The organism is uncultured Kriegella sp., from assembly GCF_963975415.1.
Lineage (GTDB): Bacteria > Bacteroidota > Bacteroidia > Flavobacteriales > Flavobacteriaceae > Kriegella.
Genome location: NZ_CAXBGN010000003.1, coordinates 120,200 through 136,452, shown reverse-complemented (window position 1 = coordinate 136,452; position 16,253 = coordinate 120,200). Strand labels below are relative to the sequence as shown.

Annotated in this window: 13 protein-coding genes; 7 read left to right on the top strand and 6 right to left on the bottom strand. The window is 40.2% G+C overall.

What is annotated here, in order from left to right:
- Positions 1 to 157: 157 nt before the first annotated feature.
- The 5 genes from AACZ88_RS07385 to AACZ88_RS07365 all read left to right on the top strand — a co-directional run bounded on the left by AACZ88_RS07385 (position 158) and on the right by AACZ88_RS07365 (position 8,035).
- On the top strand, positions 158 to 3,349 hold the full coding sequence (locus tag AACZ88_RS07385) for a SusC/RagA family TonB-linked outer membrane protein (RefSeq protein WP_339708476.1): 3,192 nt from the start codon (positions 158 to 160) through the stop codon (positions 3,347 to 3,349).
- 11 nt (positions 3,350 to 3,360) lie between these two features.
- A complete protein-coding gene (locus AACZ88_RS07380) occupies positions 3,361 to 4,905 on the top strand; it encodes a RagB/SusD family nutrient uptake outer membrane protein (protein WP_339708473.1) in 1,545 nt (514 codons plus the stop codon).
- Between the two features lie 32 nt (positions 4,906 to 4,937).
- Positions 4,938 to 5,582, top strand: coding sequence for a fasciclin domain-containing protein (locus AACZ88_RS07375; RefSeq protein WP_339708470.1), 645 nt, complete (start codon positions 4,938 to 4,940; stop codon positions 5,580 to 5,582).
- A gap of 22 nt (positions 5,583 to 5,604) precedes the next feature.
- Positions 5,605 to 6,696 (top strand): hypothetical protein, encoded by a 1,092-nt coding sequence (locus AACZ88_RS07370; protein WP_339708467.1) that lies wholly within the window; start codon positions 5,605 to 5,607, stop codon positions 6,694 to 6,696.
- Positions 6,697 to 7,222: 526 nt separating this feature from the next.
- Complete coding sequence (locus AACZ88_RS07365; RefSeq protein ID WP_339708464.1) at positions 7,223 to 8,035, top strand: endonuclease/exonuclease/phosphatase family protein; 813 nt, start codon at positions 7,223 to 7,225, stop codon at positions 8,033 to 8,035.
- A gap of 71 nt (positions 8,036 to 8,106) precedes the next feature.
- Here AACZ88_RS07365 and AACZ88_RS07360 read toward each other — a convergent pair whose 3' ends face one another.
- From AACZ88_RS07360 to AACZ88_RS07345, 4 genes are all read right to left on the bottom strand, one after another.
- Complete coding sequence (locus tag AACZ88_RS07360; protein WP_339708461.1) at positions 8,107 to 9,177, bottom strand: type I restriction endonuclease; 1,071 nt, start codon at positions 9,175 to 9,177, stop codon at positions 8,107 to 8,109.
- Between the two features lie 478 nt (positions 9,178 to 9,655).
- Positions 9,656 to 10,321 carry a DNA-binding response regulator gene (locus AACZ88_RS07355; RefSeq protein ID WP_339708458.1) on the bottom strand — a complete coding sequence of 222 codons (666 nt, stop codon included), beginning with the start codon at positions 10,319 to 10,321 and terminating at the stop codon, positions 9,656 to 9,658.
- A 14-nt stretch (positions 10,322 to 10,335) separates the two neighbouring features.
- On the bottom strand, positions 10,336 to 12,297 hold the full coding sequence (locus AACZ88_RS07350) for a hypothetical protein (RefSeq protein WP_339708455.1): 1,962 nt from the start codon (positions 12,295 to 12,297) through the stop codon (positions 10,336 to 10,338).
- Between the two features lie 84 nt (positions 12,298 to 12,381).
- Positions 12,382 to 12,537: a hypothetical protein gene (locus AACZ88_RS07345; RefSeq protein WP_339708452.1), complete on the bottom strand. Its 156-nt coding sequence runs from the start codon at positions 12,535 to 12,537 to the stop codon at positions 12,382 to 12,384.
- A gap of 386 nt (positions 12,538 to 12,923) precedes the next feature.
- Here AACZ88_RS07345 and AACZ88_RS07340 point away from each other — a divergent pair, with 386 nt between their 5' ends.
- Both AACZ88_RS07340 and AACZ88_RS07335 read left to right on the top strand, forming a co-directional pair.
- On the top strand, positions 12,924 to 13,718 hold the full coding sequence (locus AACZ88_RS07340; RefSeq protein ID WP_339708449.1) for a hypothetical protein: 795 nt from the start codon (positions 12,924 to 12,926) through the stop codon (positions 13,716 to 13,718).
- Between the two features lie 132 nt (positions 13,719 to 13,850).
- Positions 13,851 to 15,164, top strand: coding sequence for an amidohydrolase family protein (locus tag AACZ88_RS07335; RefSeq protein WP_339708446.1), 1,314 nt, complete (start codon positions 13,851 to 13,853; stop codon positions 15,162 to 15,164).
- A 48-nt stretch (positions 15,165 to 15,212) separates the two neighbouring features.
- Here AACZ88_RS07335 and AACZ88_RS07330 read toward each other — a convergent pair whose 3' ends face one another.
- Together AACZ88_RS07330 and AACZ88_RS07325 are read right to left on the bottom strand one after the other, a co-directional pair.
- Entirely contained in the window at positions 15,213 to 15,545 is a 333-nt protein-coding gene (locus tag AACZ88_RS07330) for a TerB family tellurite resistance protein (RefSeq protein WP_339708443.1), read from the bottom strand.
- 242 nt (positions 15,546 to 15,787) lie between these two features.
- A complete protein-coding gene (locus AACZ88_RS07325) occupies positions 15,788 to 16,204 on the bottom strand; it encodes a DUF4231 domain-containing protein (RefSeq protein WP_339708441.1) in 417 nt (138 codons plus the stop codon).
- Positions 16,205 to 16,253: the final 49 nt, after the last annotated feature.

The window sequence follows — 16,253 nt, the reverse complement described above, 5'->3', positions numbered from 1 at the left end:
ATGACAATGGAATGGGTTTAAAAAGACAATTCAATCTTCACTGAACCATGACTATCACCAAAAACTACATTCAAAAAAAAGTATGAACTGAAATTATTATTAAAAACAAGGCCCTAAAAATTTTAAAATCAACCGATTACTAATTTAAACTAGATCAATGAAAAAACCACTAACTTGTTTATTAATTCTGATTTTGAGTATGGTGCACTTCGCCCATGCCCAAGATATAACGGTCGAAGGAACCGTTTTTGACGAAAATGGAGTTCCTCTACCTGGAGCATCTGTGGTAGTTAAAGGAACTACCAACGGAACCCAATCAGATTTTGATGGCAACTATTCCATTACGGTAAAAGATGCCGATATGTTTTTAGCGTTTTCATATTTGGGTTATAAGCTACAAGAAATCAGTGTTGGAAACCAGACACAGATCGATGTTACCTTGGAGCCCGATGCGACCCAATTAGACGATGTTGTCTTGATTGGCTATCAAAAAGTATTTAAAAGAGACGTTACCAGTGCTGTGTCAAGTATCAAAAGTACTGATATCGAAGGAATTCCTGTTTTAGACGTATCGGGATTGATCGCTACCCAGGCCACAGGTATTCAAAGTGTAAACATGACCGGTGCACCCGCAGGTAGAGGCGCTTTGATGATTCGCGGGAATACAAGTATAGGCGGAGATATTGATGCAGATTTGGCCTATAGCAGCCCCTTATATGTTATTGACGGTGTACAGACCAGCCTTGAAGATTTAGCCGGGTATGGCGTATCGAACATCGATTTCTTGGCATCGCTCAACCCTAACGATATCGCCAGCATCGATGTTTTGAAAGATGCCTCGGCCGCGGCCATCTACGGATCTAGGGGAGCGAACGGTGTCATCATTATTGAAACCAAAAAAGGAGCCGCTTTAGACAAACCTGAATTTTCGTTCTCGACCAGTTTAGGAATGCAGCCAAAACCCAATTTGGTACCCATTTTGGTGGGTGGAGCTGAACGTCAGGCCAAAATGGATATGATCCAGAGATGGTGGCAACCCAATGAACTACAGTCTGATCAAACCCCCATGGTATTGACTGATAGCATCAACCCGGCATTCAACAATAATGTCGACTATCAAGGCCTGTTCTATAAAACCGGCATAGACCAACAATACGATTTTAGTGTTAGAGGTGGCAGCGAGAAAACCAATTATCGAATTTCATTGGGATATGACAATCAAGAAGGAGTCATAAAGGGTACCGGTGTAGATCGAATTACTTTTTCATCGAACCTCAATTTTACTGCAGGTGAAAAGTTCAGAAACCAATTGATTACAAGATTCACCCATACCGACCTACAAACAGGTCAAGGAAACCCATATCAAGGAAGTTTTAACCTAAACTCATCGTTGCCCGTAGATCCAGCCGGATTACAGTCTTCACTATTTTATATTTCAGACGCCAGGATACAATCATTAAGCGGGGAGTTGGATGGTAAACTGAACGAAGATAGAACCGTAAATTTCACCATTTCCAATTTTGCCACATTTGATCTATTAAAAGGTCTCAGTCTAAATTCCCAACTCAGTTTCGTTTACGATAGCAATAAGAAAAACTTTTACGAACCTTCAACCATTAGAACCGAAGGTGATGGTTTTGCGAGTTATGCCCTTTACAATCGAAAAAATATAACCGCCGAAACGTATTTAAGCCTCTTCGAGAATTTAGGGGCAGATGACCAACACGAAATTACCGGAGTTTTAGGGAATCGCGTAGATTACAATAAATATGAAGATATGGCCATGACCGCCTTTGGTTTTGGTAGTGATGCCATTCAAACGATCAATAGCAGGTATACCCAAGATCAAATCGGTGGTTATACCGATATAAGCGCTAATGCCCTAGTCTCCTACTTCGGGCGCGTCAGTTACAAGTATAAGAATCGATACATGGTGGGAGGAAACTTCAGCATCGACGGTTCTTCAAGGTTTGGTAAAGATGTACGTTGGGCCAAGTTTCCTTCCTTAAATGCAGGGTGGGTTATTTCCGACGAACCTTTTCTTAAACCGCACATTTCAGGTTTTATAGATTATTTAAAGATCAGGGGCAGCTGGGGGATCAACGGTAAGCAATTTCCGGAAAACTACTTGCGCTTCGGAAAATACAATCTAGGATATGGCGGAAACACCTATTGGGCCAACCAAATGAATGTTTCCAGTTACGGTGGTGTAACAGGGGTTATTCCAAATTATGACCAAATTGGCAATGCATCCCTTTCATGGGAAGAAACCGAGCAATGGAACATTGGTTTTGACTTGGATATGTTTAACAGAAGGGTAAGTTTGGCTTTCGATGCCTACAATAAGAGTACCGACAAACTCTTTTTTGATGTTGCCTTTCCGGCATATTCAGGCTACAATTCGGCCCCGACCAACGTGGCCGGCGTATTGAACTACGGCTGGGAGTCTATGCTTCGGTATCATGTTTTCCCTAGAACAAATGACCTGCGTATGGAATTATCGGTAGGTTTTGCACAAAACAAAAACTACGTTTCCAAGTTGCCCAATGGCAATCAAGACTATATCGGAGGAGATTATGGCTACGTTGTAGGGCGTCCGCTTAACCTCTACAAAATGTTCAATAATGATTACATCATTGACGATTTAGACCAATTACCGGTAAACCCCTTTACAGGCCAACCCTTGAGAGGAAAGGATGCCTGGGCCACTATTCGCCCCGGCTTTCCAATATGGAGCGATCTGAACGGCGATTATTTACTTAACGAGGAACATGATTTGAAATTGACTACCGACTTCTCCCCTATTCCCGATATTACCGGTTCTTTCAATGTTAATTTACAATTCAAGAAGTGGTACTTCCAGGCCTATAGCCAGTTTTCCTTTGGTGCCGATATAAAAAATACCGTTCTCAATAGTTATATGGACAGCTACGATCGAGGTGGTGATGCCTGGGCCCGACGCGGTCTTGCCGACCTGAGCGACTATACGTTCTGGCAGCAGCCGGGGGACGGTGCCGCAGGAGTCGATTTCCCTGCACTATACCCACAGAGCCCAAGTCTTGGAGCGTTCTATGGTTTTAGGGACAATCAGACCCTTTGGATAGAAAGTGGCGATTACTGGAAAGTAAACAATGCTTCTTTAGGCTACACTTTTGATCAGAGCGACAACTTTATGAAGAAAATCGGCTTGACACGCCTAAGACTCTTTGCAGCGGTATTGAATCCCTATCAATGGCAGAGATCTAAGAAAGTGGTCGATGCATCTATGGTAGATGCCAAAGGGCATACCTACGGAAACGGATATCCGCAGGCAAGAACAATTACCATTGGAATCGACACAAAATTTTAAATCATATAACTATGAAACAAATGAAAAATTTTAAAATATATATCATGGCTTTCTGCCTGCTCGGTGCAACAAGTTGTTCCGATTTGTTGGATCAAGAGCCGGTAAGTATCACACATCCCGATGTTTTTTGGGATAGTCAGGCCAACGCAGAGCAAGCCGTAGCCGGGGCTTACAGCTTATTCAAGGAAGCTATAATGACCCAATCAAACTTTTTATATTGGGGAGAATGGACCGGTATGACTTTTATGAACAGTCGTAACTGGATTGTCAACTACATTGAAAACAGTGGCAATTATGTTTTAGCATACCGTGATGCTTCCATTAACTGGAAGAACTTCTATCGCACCGCCAACTGGGCCTATACGATAGAACAGTATGTTACCGACATGCCCGTGGAACTATTCGATTCCAAATCGGAAAAGGACCGAATTTTAGGAGAAGCGGCATTCATTCGGTCATTGACCTATTTTTATATGGCCCGTATCTGGGGCGATGTTCCAATCGTAGAACAATCTATAGAAAGTTCAGACCAACTTATTAGTGAAGACGGCTATATTGTCGAGACTTCAAGGGTCAGTGAACTAGAAGTTCTAGATTATGCGCTCGAGGCTGCGAATAAATCGATTGCCTTATTGCAGTACTCTTCTCCTGGTGCCTCCAATTGGGCTATTACTGCCAATAGGGCAAGTGCAGAAGCACTAAAGGCCCATATTACGCTTTGGTATGCGAGTAGGGATAACAACAACCCCGAAATGATCCAACAATCGATTGACGCTACTACGGCCGTGATCAATAATAGCGGTGCAAGTTTGATAGACTATGTAAACGAAGGAAAAGATGGTTTTGATGAAATGTGCATCGGCCAATCGAAGACGGGTCTCTTCGAGATTAATATTAGCGCCGAGATGAACGAATCGTTCAGGTTGATACAGTATGATGACAATCACACGGGACTTACCCTAAATTACCCGGTTTGGCAAAGTGTCAATAATGGAATAAGCCCTTATATGGATCCCGATTTTTACGGGAACGAGATGATGGCAGCAGATAGCGATCGGGAAAACGACGTACGAAAAGAACTTTTCTTTTATGAATATGGAACGAATACAGACTACGCATACCTTCAGAAATATGCGCATGCTGAGCAGGATCCCGCTTCAGAAGATGCCTATGCACAATTTTCAGAATCGAATATTTTAATCTTTCGCCTTGCCGATATGTATTTATTAAGAGCCGAGGCCAATACCCGTAAAGGGCAATCAGGTCTTGCTATCGCAGATTTAAATACCATAAGAAGTCAGGCCAACGTTCCCAATTACACGGGAAGTACCGATACCGAATCGCTTATAAAAGCCATTTTTGATGAGCGGGCCATTGAGTTTGTTGGTGAAGCCCAGTCCGGTTATGACCGAATTCGAATGGATTATTATGATGGCGTGCCATGGGTAAACCAATCGCGGAATGCTAAAAAAGGATATTTCTGGCCGGTACACCCCTCTGTGATATCTAGAAACCCCGCTATTCTGCAAACCGAATATTGGAGAGGTAAATTGTAGCATCATTTTAAAAACCAAAGAAAACAATCACGATGAAAAAAATAATAATCATATTAATCGCTGTAATAGCCTTCTATTCTTGTGATAACGATGGAAACTATCTTATCGATGGTGGCATCAGTAACCCAGAAGTGGGAACGACCACTCTAGAGTTTTTTAAATCACATGAACAATTAGACACCTTGGCCCTCTTGATAGAAAGAGCAGGAATGTCAGATTTGGTAAATGGTAGCACTACCGTTTTTGCACCGAACAACCTTTCCATAAAGAACTATGTTGATGGAGTTTTGGCCGACATGCGAGAGACAGATCCCTTGGCGGAGTATACGGTGAACGATATTCCGTTGGATACCCTAACCAAATATATGGGCGGTTATGTTTTTCCTGGGGAAATCAAAAGGGAAAACATGATCAAAGATCAGGGTAGGATCTATACCGCTGAGAATGGCGAGCAACGAAGAATTTCATTAGAACCTACAGATCAATATAATGGCGAATTGGATACGAAACCCGAATATGTGTATTTCACTTACCAAAAGGGAGACGATTGGGATGAATGGGATAACATTGATGATGACGACAAAGTGGTCGTAAAAACCTCCAACCTTATTTCTACCAATGGCGTTATTCATGTCCTTCAGGGAAATCACACATTATTCAATTTCGAAAGGGACTAATAAAAACCACAAAAACAAAAAGATGAAAAAAATACTTTATTCCATACTGATCATTATCGTGGTGGTCGCATCTTGTCAACCGCCGGAAGTAGGTTATATCAGTGACAACATTCATGCCCTAGAAGACACCATCTCGGTTCCACGAGGGGTGTTCAAAATCGGGGCGGCCCCGGCCATTGAAGGATCCACCTATCCACTTAAATGGGAAATCACCGGTATAACAGACGCGCAGGGCAATTCGACCAACGATCTGTTCGATGAATATGAACTGCTAACTTGGAAATCTGCCTTTAATGCTGAAACAGATACGACTTTGGCCTTGGTCGAAGAAAAGTTGGAATTGGGTGATTTTCCGACCATACTTATCAATGAGGTAAGTGGAGAATTGGCCTTTACCCAAGCTAGTAAATTTGTTACCGGAAACGATATATATAAGATTAACGTAAAAGCCACTAACGTAAGAGGCGAACGCCAACTTGATGACTTCGTCATTGTAAAAATGGAAGATTTTCAACCGGTAGAATTTCCTACCGAAATGAGATCAAGGTTACAATTGGGCAAGGGTGATGGGGCTTATGACATTGCCTACACCTCGACCATTATGAATGATTTTGATGAAGGAGTTCCCAGTGTTTTAGATGGCACCCATCCATACATTACGGTCACCAAGGTTAGCGAAGAACCAGCGTTGGGAGTAAAGGTCAAAATGGTCATTGCTGACAGTTACGGTACCCCCTTAAATCCTGAAAAAGTAGTATTCTATCCTTCCGGATCGACCTACTTGCAAAACTATCATGATAATTCTATAGACACCGAAATAGACGCCACAGGTTCTACCTTTTCGTTGCCCGCCCCTCCGTTCCCCCAGTACGGAAGAACGTATGCTTCCGGAACCAATTCCTATTTGATGTACTATCTGACCACCGATGATGCCTTTACGGTAGATGATGAGGCCTTTGAAGCTGACAATGGCCCCATGGACTGGACTCCCTATTTGGATCCCGACACGGGAGAAATAAGAAATAGGGCTTATATTCGATGGGGAATCAAAATAAACGATTCGGGTAGTTGGGAAATTAAAATGAAAATTCCATATACCAAAATAAAGGAATAGTCTAAAAAACAGCATTTTAGTAAATACGACGAATGGTTTGCTTTGGGTAAATATGATTCCCACGGCAAACCATTTTTTTATCTTGTTTCTCCCATACCTGAAACTGTGTTGCTTGTCGCACCATATTGACTCTTTTCCTCGACTTCGAAACATCAAGCCTTCCAAAGAAGTGAAGCAACCATTTTTTAGATAAAACCCCTTTTTTTTCGCCAAGACCACATCAGAACTCCGTTAAACGAACCTATTTTACCTAGAACGACTAGTTTCCTCAAAAGTTTAGCTTCGTACTAGTTTTGTAGGAAATAAATGTCATGAAAACTATATTAGGGAACATCAAAAGAGAATTCACCAAAGAGAATATCATAGCGGCTATCAGTTGTCTGATTATTTCTATAACCGTTTTTTTTATCATGCAAGTGATGAAAAGATAGTCTTCTGAGTTCGAACCTAGCTGCGACAGATTACGCTTATCTGTAATGAATCAATGACTTTTTAGTTATTTTCGTGCTATTACAACCACGACCAAATGACCAAAAGACTCTTTTTTCTAGTTACCTTATTTTGTCACTTTACACTTTTTTCACAAATTGACCATGTCAACTTGATTTCATGGAATATTCGTGATTTTGGCAAAACCAAAAGCAGTGAAGAGTTGCAGCAAATTGCCGACATCGTCAAGGATGCCGATATTTTGGCTATCCAAGAAGTAGTTTCCGGTTATGGAGGCGCACAGGCGGTCGCAAAACTCTCCGATATACTTAATAGAAAAGGTGCCCAATGGGATTATGTCATCAGCAACCCTACCCATAGCTCAAAATACGCCACCGAGCGCTACGCCTTTATTTGGAAGACCCGTCATATTAAAATAAAAAACCGGGGGAAGCTGATTGCGGCCCTAGATTCACACATTGATAGGGAGCCCTACTTAATGGAATTTTTTATAAACCAAGAAAAGTTGACCCTCGTGAATTTTCATTCACGGCCTTTTGATAAAAATCCCGAGGCCGAAATAAAGGCTTTGAACACCTATATAAATACAAGTTTGGGCGCTCCGTTGATTTTGGCCGGAGATTTTAATGTTGACGAGGCAAAACCTGTTTTTGATGATTTAAAAGCAAACGGATTTCGTGCAGCCATTTCAAATCAAAAAACCACGCTTAAGAGAAGCTGTAATGGTACCGGTTACCTCAATCACCCCATTGACAATATTTTCTATTCCAAAGACATTGATAAAACAGCAAGTGGTGCGATCGATTTTGTTCGATTTTGTGAGAACCTGGAAAAAGCCAGAAAGCTTTCCGATCATCTACCAGTGCAATTGACCTTTAAATTTCCGTGATTTAAACTACCCGAATTTACGTTCTTGACCGACGCCCCATCGACAGCTGGGATCGGATTGACAAGGGGTTTTTAATTTGTTACCATGTTACTTTTGCTTTCATAATAATCGACGGTTTTTAAGAGGTTTTTTTCGAATTGATATATGTCGTCAATAGTTTGCAATGGTTTCCGAATCTCTTGTTTATTTTCATCGATAAGCGCTAGATATTTGGTCGAACTTCCAAGATATAACCGACAAAGTGGTTTTCTATTGTTATTATCGAGCAGTATTCCAAAATACGATTGGGTATCTCGATGCACGATACGCTCAATTGGCAATTTTCTTCTTAAAATGGCCACTACTATGCGATAACCTTCCAGTTCTTCTTCCGTGGTAATTATCTTACTAATCATTTCAGGTTCTTGAACCTCTTCCAGCTGTTTTTCCGACTCTTTGTTTAGCGCTGCATTTAAGCGATCATTGACCTTTTCACTGATGGTCTGTAAAAAAGCTTTGCCGACAAGGTCTGTAAACTCCGTCATTACTTTTTCAGTAAGTCGACCTGCATATACTTTACCCGCAAAAAGCTTTACAAAATGATAGGAAGGAGACAGCAATTCCTCAGCAATCACCTTTTTGATTTCCTTCGTGTATTTTAAAGAGCTTGCGTTATCGACTATTTTTTCAATATCGAATTTTGATTTATGAAATTTGGCAATCTCGTGTACCGCACTTTCTTTTAGTTGGGTGATATCAAACTCAAAAAATGGTCTTTCGTCCATTTTATTGGTGGCTTCCAAATCGGTATAAAACCGATACTCAACACCATTGGTAAGTAAAGCGAATCGTGTTTTTGTGGTATGGAAATATCGAAACAATTGTGAATTATGAGCATTAAGTTTCTCCTTCCAATTTTTACATTCTATGATAAGAATGGGCTGGCCATTCTGAAAAATGGCATAATCAACCTTTTCCCCCTTTTTGAGCCCAATGTCGGCTGTGAATTCGGGCACTACTTCGAGTGGATTAAAAGTGTCGTAACCCAATAAGTTGATAAAAGGCAACACAAAAGCATGTTTGGTAGATTCTTCGGTATCTATCTTGTCTTTTAATTGTCCTATTTTTTCGGCAAGTGCCTTAAGTTGATTTTGGAGTTCCATGATAACAAATTATATAATACTTCAAACCTAAAGCCATTTAAAGACAATCCCTTACAGATTTCCGTAAAGCAAAAAATGGGCTTTCTGGCATTGATTTTTAAGATAATTCCATAAAGCAAATGGTTAATCTTTCCGCTCAAGGAGGGCTGTCGCTTTAGCATAGCGAAATTAGAAGAGCTTGAAGTTTGATTAATTCGGTGAAACGGTTTTAATTTTTACACCCAATGCGATCGCAAGTAACTTTTTCGGTTGTTTTTTCCCAATGACTAGGCTGTACTTTGGTATCAAAACCGCATCCTGTAGTTCTGCCTTTATATCCCCTATGGACTTCGCCAGTTGGTATATGTTTAACGGCCATAAGAATATTAGGTTTATCATTTATACTATTCAAAACTACCTCCATTAAAAGACAATCCCTTACAGTTTTCCGTAAAGGATTACACTTTATTTTGATTTGGCCGTTTTTAGAAAACCAGTATTATATTTTTCCTTCCCGGGTAAGTTTGGCAATAAGGTGTGTTGTGTTTTTTGCCCCGAATTCATCGAATAACTTGCTCACTCTTTTATCAATGGTACTTTCGCTATTGGGGGAAATATTTTCCCTCTTGAATTTTTCGACGATTTCTTTTTTACTAAAACCATCGGCCAGATCCTTTAAGATCAAAAGGTCATATTCATCCAATTCAAAAACGTTATTGGAAACGCTTAAATTTATTTGCGGGGAGACATAGGTTTTGTCGACAGAAACGGTATCAATGGCATTCACTAGTTCGACCAAGCTGTGGCGGCCCTTACATACGTAACCGTCTATTTTATAATCGTGAAAAAGTACTTTGATTTTGACCGGGTTATCTTCCATAGAATTCACAATAACCTTTAAACTAGGTTGGAGGGTTTTGGCCGCCTTAATAAGTTCCGTTCCCGAAGAAAGCTTTCTATCGATATGGCTTTCCTTAAAAAAAAGGTCCGTTATCAGTAAATCGAAAGAAGCTTCTTTTTCTAGGGCAAGCTTAAGCCTGTTATACGCCGTATCGCAATAGAGTTCTTCTTGTATTTCTCGAATGTTTAATTTGTTGCGTAAAGCATCGACTATGCCCCTATTGGTATCTTGAAAATCTTCGGCAATCAAAACTTTTTTGAACATGGTATAAATCGTTATTAATTTGGGATGTTGATTTCGACCTTAAATCCTTTTCCTTTTTCCGATTCAAATATAATTGTTCCATCAATCGCCTGAATACGCTTTTCCGTATTCCGTAGTCCATTTTTAGAATTTAGCGCTTCTACGGAAGCCCCTACCCCATCATCGAAATATTTTATTCGCAAGAAATTTTCAACTTTCAAAAATGTAATGGTAACCAAAGATGCTTCACTGTAAGTAGCCATATTCATCATTATTTCGCGAAGCACTTTATAAAGTACCGTTTTGTTCAATCCACTAATCTTTGACCATTCAATTTCTTTGCTACCGGTCGTGTATAATTTTGTGCTTGGAGGTGTTTGTACGCGGAGCATTTCAAAAAGTTCATCTTTATAGGATGCTCCCGTATCGACATCATTGATTTCCCTTGAAAAATCCCTGCTTTGTTGGTAAAGACCATCGATCTTGTCAAGTAGTATCGATTTTTCGGCATTGTTCTGAATTAAAAGCATGGTGTGGTTCAGTTGTGCCCCGAAGTCGTCGTGAAGCCTTCTTGATAGTTGAGCTTCGGTCTCATAAACGGCTTCCAATTTTTCAATTTTATTACGTTGCTTTAAGAAAGTTGCCTTCTTCTTAAGGTTTTTATTACGCTGTTTAAAGAAATAATAAATAAAACCTGATCCTAAACAAGCCATAAAAAAAGCAAAAACAAAGGTTACCTTATAGTTACGTTCTTTGGCGACTTCAAGCTCTTGAACCGCTTTTTCAGTCTGTAGGTTTAATATCGATTCTTGCTTTAACCTATCATCATATTTGTATTTGGCAAATTGGGTTTTGACCTTGAGTTCTTGGGAATACATACTGTCTTGTAAAAAGGTATACCGATCTCTTAAGGCTATATTTTTAGGATTCAAGTCGATTAGGAATCTAAGAACATCTTGCTCGGCTCTAGGTATTTTCAATGATTTTGATAAGCGCATGGCCGAATCAAAATAAACGTGTGCTTTTCGAAAGTCGTTTGCGGTATAGTATTCCCCTAAATGTGTATAACTCGCTATTTGGCCCCGCTTGTCACCATCGGAAATTCGTATGTCCAATGCCTTGATAAGGTTTTCTGGAGTAGCATTTTCCCCTGCCAACCATAGGGCATAGGCCAAGTTGTCGACTACCCTGGCATATTCCCTTTGCCTTTTCTGCAGTGAAGAATTCTTTAATGCCTCTTGCAACAAGCCAATGGCTTTTGCATATGCTCCGTGGTCGATATAGGTAGCCGACAAATTATTGGTATAGATTAACTTGTCCATTTCCAAATCGGAGAATTCTATAGCCTTCAAATAGTAGACAACCGCATCTTTATAATTCAGCAGTTTTCTGTGATTGGTAGCAAGCGCATTAAAACAAGAGGCAATATATTTGTCATCTTTTGGGGATTTCAAAAATTGTAACGCCTCTGTTAAGGTTTCTTTGCTTCCAAAAAAATCGTTTTGGTCTTTTTGTATGAGCCCCATACTCATTAACCGCCTGCCCACTTGACTACTATCCCCTAAATTCTGAAAGGCATTTTTTGAAATGTTATAATAGAAATAGGCACTATCATAAACCCCATGACTTTTAAAATCATAGGCTAGTCGATGACTTGCTCTTCCCATGTAATAGTCGTCTCCCAGTAAGCTGGACTTTCTCAACAGTAAGTCATCATAAAATGAAGCACTATCACTTTGCTTCAGTTTATAGTGCAAGGCACTCTTATCGTATAGAATGGCGAGCGTTAATTTGTCTATAGGTTTTTTTTGTTGGCTTGCATGGGCACTGTCTATCCATTTTAGCCGTTGTTTAAAATCAAGGGCGGTATTCTTGCTAGGTTTCAAAGCTTCTTGAATGCTATGGTCGTTCTGCTTTGAAGTTTCAAGTTCTTTCGAATTCTTACACCCTAAGAAAGCCAACAAGATCATCAAGAAGAAAACTCGGGCACGTGCCATGTCAAAATTAGTTTGACTATAAATGTAGTAAAATAAAAAAGCCATATCCGAAGATATGGCTCGCTTAAATTTTAGTCGATGCTATTAATCATCTCCCCTACCATCATCTACATCTCCATCATCGCCCTCAGTTGCCTGCGTCTCGTAAAGCGTATCGCTTTCTGCAATGGAATCGTCGGTACAAGAAAATAGAAACGTATTAAAAACTAGTGCCATTACGGCTATGATTACTTTTTTCATAATTATTGTGTTAAAAATTGGACATGCCAGTGGCCGTCCGAGTTAATACTCAGTAAATTCTGCGATGATTTATCGCACTAAAAAGTGAAGAGACGTCTCCCTTGTTCGAGAAGTAGAAATCCTAATGCGGCAGCTCATAACTTACTTCTCGTCGAATTAATCACTGACCGCATTATGGATTTCCGTAAGCATGATTTTTCTAGAATCGCTATGTTAGCTTAACATGGCGGAAATCATTCTTGAGAACAAAGTAAGTGGAAGTGCAAGAGAGAATTACAGACAAAGAATCGACTTGTTTTAGACATCTTTTAGACACCAATTAAACCAAGGGTTTTCCGGATATCGTGTCGATTATTTGTCCGTTTAAAATTTGTATTTTTAGTGTAATGGAAGACAATAGAATCGGGGAAATTGTTCGGAAAGCATTTGAGAAAGCCCAAAGTAGAAGCACTTCTAAGGCTAAAAGTGCTTTAGCCAAGGTCATAGCCGATGAAATAACGGAGAAATATATTCACATAAGCGCCAAAACACTTGAAAGGGCCCACGATAGATATATTAATAATAAAATCATACATGGCGAGCCCGCTGCCGAAAGCGTAGACCTATTCTGCAAGTATCTAGGGTATCAAGATTATAAGGAATATGTAGGAAAGAATCCGATAGACAACAATCAGAAAAGAGATGATACCACAGCTCAGGAAACCGTCGTCAAAGAGTCACCAATAAAGGAAGTAGCCCCAAGAAGAAAAAAATGGAAATTGTCCATCACGATTTCAATTGTTTTCGGGGCAATTATACTCATAACATTGCTATCAAAAACCGCAGACAACCACCAAATTTCAGCTAAAAACCGTTGTATGACCTGGGCGAAAACCCACTATGAAGAAATCGCATGCAATAAAAGTCCGTATTCAGCATATGGCACCAAAGTCGTGCCTTTCGATCCTGTCCGGTTTTCCAATTTTAAAAAAGTAGAGGTAACAATGGCCACAACATTCTTTGCCGAAGCTACCAATCGACCATTGGTATGGTATTATAAAAATAAGAAAGGGGAAATCGAATATTTTACCGCACCTGGTCTGCACCCCATTACCGGAAAGACCTTAGATGAGATTACGCCATACATAATCGAGAAATACGTTCCGATACATTCCAATGCTAAAAGCTCTTTTCTAGAGTAAATAATTCAAAGGGAATTATATGGGAAAATGGCGGAAAACAAAGAACTTACCTATATCTTTATCTTGCCATCGCATAAGTGAATCCTGTATTGGAATTACCGCTGCTTCATACGAAACCATTAAGCTGACAAAATGAAAGTCATACCAACTTATCTTATCTTCCTGTTATTTGCAATCTCCTGTAATGAACAACCCCAGAAAAAAAAGGAAACCGGTAAAATAGAAGAGCAGATAAAACCTATCTATTCGATGAATACCAATGAAATTAGAGAAGGAGATAAGACCATTGCCATTACTGGTGCGACCCTAATAGACGGTACAGGTTCAGAACCCATACCGAATGCCTTGATCGTCATTAAAAATAACATTATTGATTTTGTTGGAGAGGCAGGTGGCAATGAAGTTCCCGAAGATGCCGAAATCTTTGACGCTACAGGAATGACCCTTCTCCCGGGACTTATCGACGCTCATTTTCATGGAGACTCTGAAAAAATGACGACCTTGTTCTTACAAAAAGGAGTGACGTCGGTACGCGATCCAGGAGCATGGAACGCAGCCTATGATGATGCCCGCCTTTCCGGAAAAGCCATACCAAGGTTATTTCTTACAGGGCCACATATTGACAGTTATCCTCCGGCATATCCTAAAAATTCCTACCTGATCCAAGATGCTAGGGAAGGAGAGATTGCGGTGAATAGATTTGCCGACGAAGGTGCCACGGCCATCAAAGTATACTTCAGGCTTTCCACCGAAATGATTCAGACCATTTGTGAAACAGCAGCTAAAAGAGGCTTGCCCGTTACGGCTCATCTCGAAATCACCAATGCCATTGATGCCATCAATGCCGGGCTTGACGGTATCGAACATATTACCTCATTTGGTACGGCACTGCTTTCGCCAAGGGAGGCAGAAAATTACAAAAATCTAATCTTGGGTGATAACAGCGCTCGCGGAAGAGGTCGCTACGAAGTATGGAATACTTTAGATATAGACAACAACCCCAAAGTAGATTCCATCATTCCCTTTTTAGTGGAAAAGGAAACCTTTATCAGCCCGACGCTGGCCGTATTCGAGCGCCAATTTGATAAAGGCGATAGTGTAGAAGTCAATGCGTTTGCCAATATGCTTAAATTTGTAGGAAAAGCTAAAAAAGGAGGTGCCAAGATTGTAGTGGGTTCCCATACCTTTGCTCCTTATGCCGATCTGGGCAATGCATATTATCGCGAAATGGAACTCTTAAAAGAGGCAGGACTGACCGACATGCAGGTCATCAGTGCCGCGACCCTTCAAAATGCGCGATTCTTCAGAATAGACGAAAGACTGGGCAGTATTGAAAAAGGAAAGATTGCCGATTTGATCTTACTGCGCCAAAATCCGTTAGATGATCTCAAAGCTATGAATACCGTCGAAAAAGTGATGCTCAATGGGGTTTTCAGAGACCTCTAGAAATTGCCTGATATACCACATGATACTTGAAGTTCTAATCGCATAATGTTAGAAATTTAACTCGCGGCCAAAACCAATGGAGGCCAATATACCCCGTATAAGGATCATTTCCTTTTCATGGAAGAATCCATCAGCATTTGCCATATCTTCCAAAATACGAGCCAGAGCCCGCTTTTTCACATCTGGCATACCATCGAGAATAACAATACCTTGTTCAGGCCTTACGTTTCTAGCCTGCACAATAAAATTACTTTCACAATCGATGCGATGCATCAATTCACCTAAGGCATTTATTTCGCCATTATGCACCCTGCCGTCAGCTAGGATTACGGAATCAACAGCCTGAACGATGGCCAACTTTTCTGATATTTCAAATTTCATGGGGGAATTTTTATAACTCATAGAAGCGGGGCTAGCATTTAGTAATTACAGTATCAACTTATAGATAACGTAATTTCCTGTCAAAAAGCGCCCCAATATACCGAAAATAAAATTTTGGCTCTAAAACGACCTAAAAACGAGGTAATTTATTACAACAGATGTAGTAATTACCTTTTTTTCGTTACAAACGATTGATAATGAAAAATCTACGGAAGTTTATAAAAAACGAATGAATGCCACTATTACTCGGGTTTTTCTTTACTTGCTATATAATCGCCCCAATCTCCGTTCTCAACATTTATAATAGTTTCAACCCGGGTCACTAACAATGTAAAAGCATTGTCTTTTTCATAAGGAGGGGTTTTAGTCTGCCATAGAAGTTTCTCACGTTTTAACCGTTCGGAAGCAGTTCTATAATTGATCCACTTTTGTTCAAATTTCATCACCCCGGAAACCGAAGTTAAAATAGCCACCACGGCACCTAATGCTCCCGCTAGCATCCCAAAAGATTCAAGGCCCGACAGTAACGGAATTAGAACAGCACATATAATTGTTGCAATTTTTATGCGGTTATGGTAATCCTTATTTATACCGCTTTTCTTGCTATACCATTTTTGTTGGGCATCTAAACGCTCTGTTACATATTCTTCTGCTTTCATACTTAAAGTTTAACTCGCTTGGTTCTTCTACTATGTTCTTCACTTTAAT

Coding starts and splice junctions, on each gene's coding strand:
- AACZ88_RS07385 (WP_339708476.1), top strand. CDS start 158: ATGAAAAAACCACTAACTTGTTTATTAATTCTGATTTTGAGTATGGTG.
- AACZ88_RS07380 (WP_339708473.1), top strand. CDS start 3,361: ATGAAACAAATGAAAAATTTTAAAATATATATCATGGCTTTCTGCCTG.
- AACZ88_RS07375 (WP_339708470.1), top strand. CDS start 4,938: ATGAAAAAAATAATAATCATATTAATCGCTGTAATAGCCTTCTATTCT.
- AACZ88_RS07370 (WP_339708467.1), top strand. CDS start 5,605: ATGAAAAAAATACTTTATTCCATACTGATCATTATCGTGGTGGTCGCA.
- AACZ88_RS07365 (WP_339708464.1), top strand. CDS start 7,223: ATGACCAAAAGACTCTTTTTTCTAGTTACCTTATTTTGTCACTTTACA.
- AACZ88_RS07360 (WP_339708461.1), bottom strand. CDS start 9,177: ATGGAACTCCAAAATCAACTTAAGGCACTTGCCGAAAAAATAGGACAA.
- AACZ88_RS07355 (WP_339708458.1), bottom strand. CDS start 10,321: ATGTTCAAAAAAGTTTTGATTGCCGAAGATTTTCAAGATACCAATAGG.
- AACZ88_RS07350 (WP_339708455.1), bottom strand. CDS start 12,297: ATGGCACGTGCCCGAGTTTTCTTCTTGATGATCTTGTTGGCTTTCTTA.
- AACZ88_RS07345 (WP_339708452.1), bottom strand. CDS start 12,537: ATGAAAAAAGTAATCATAGCCGTAATGGCACTAGTTTTTAATACGTTT.
- AACZ88_RS07340 (WP_339708449.1), top strand. CDS start 12,924: ATGGAAGACAATAGAATCGGGGAAATTGTTCGGAAAGCATTTGAGAAA.
- AACZ88_RS07335 (WP_339708446.1), top strand. CDS start 13,851: ATGAAAGTCATACCAACTTATCTTATCTTCCTGTTATTTGCAATCTCC.
- AACZ88_RS07330 (WP_339708443.1), bottom strand. CDS start 15,545: ATGAAATTTGAAATATCAGAAAAGTTGGCCATCGTTCAGGCTGTTGAT.
- AACZ88_RS07325 (WP_339708441.1), bottom strand. CDS start 16,204: ATGAAAGCAGAAGAATATGTAACAGAGCGTTTAGATGCCCAACAAAAA.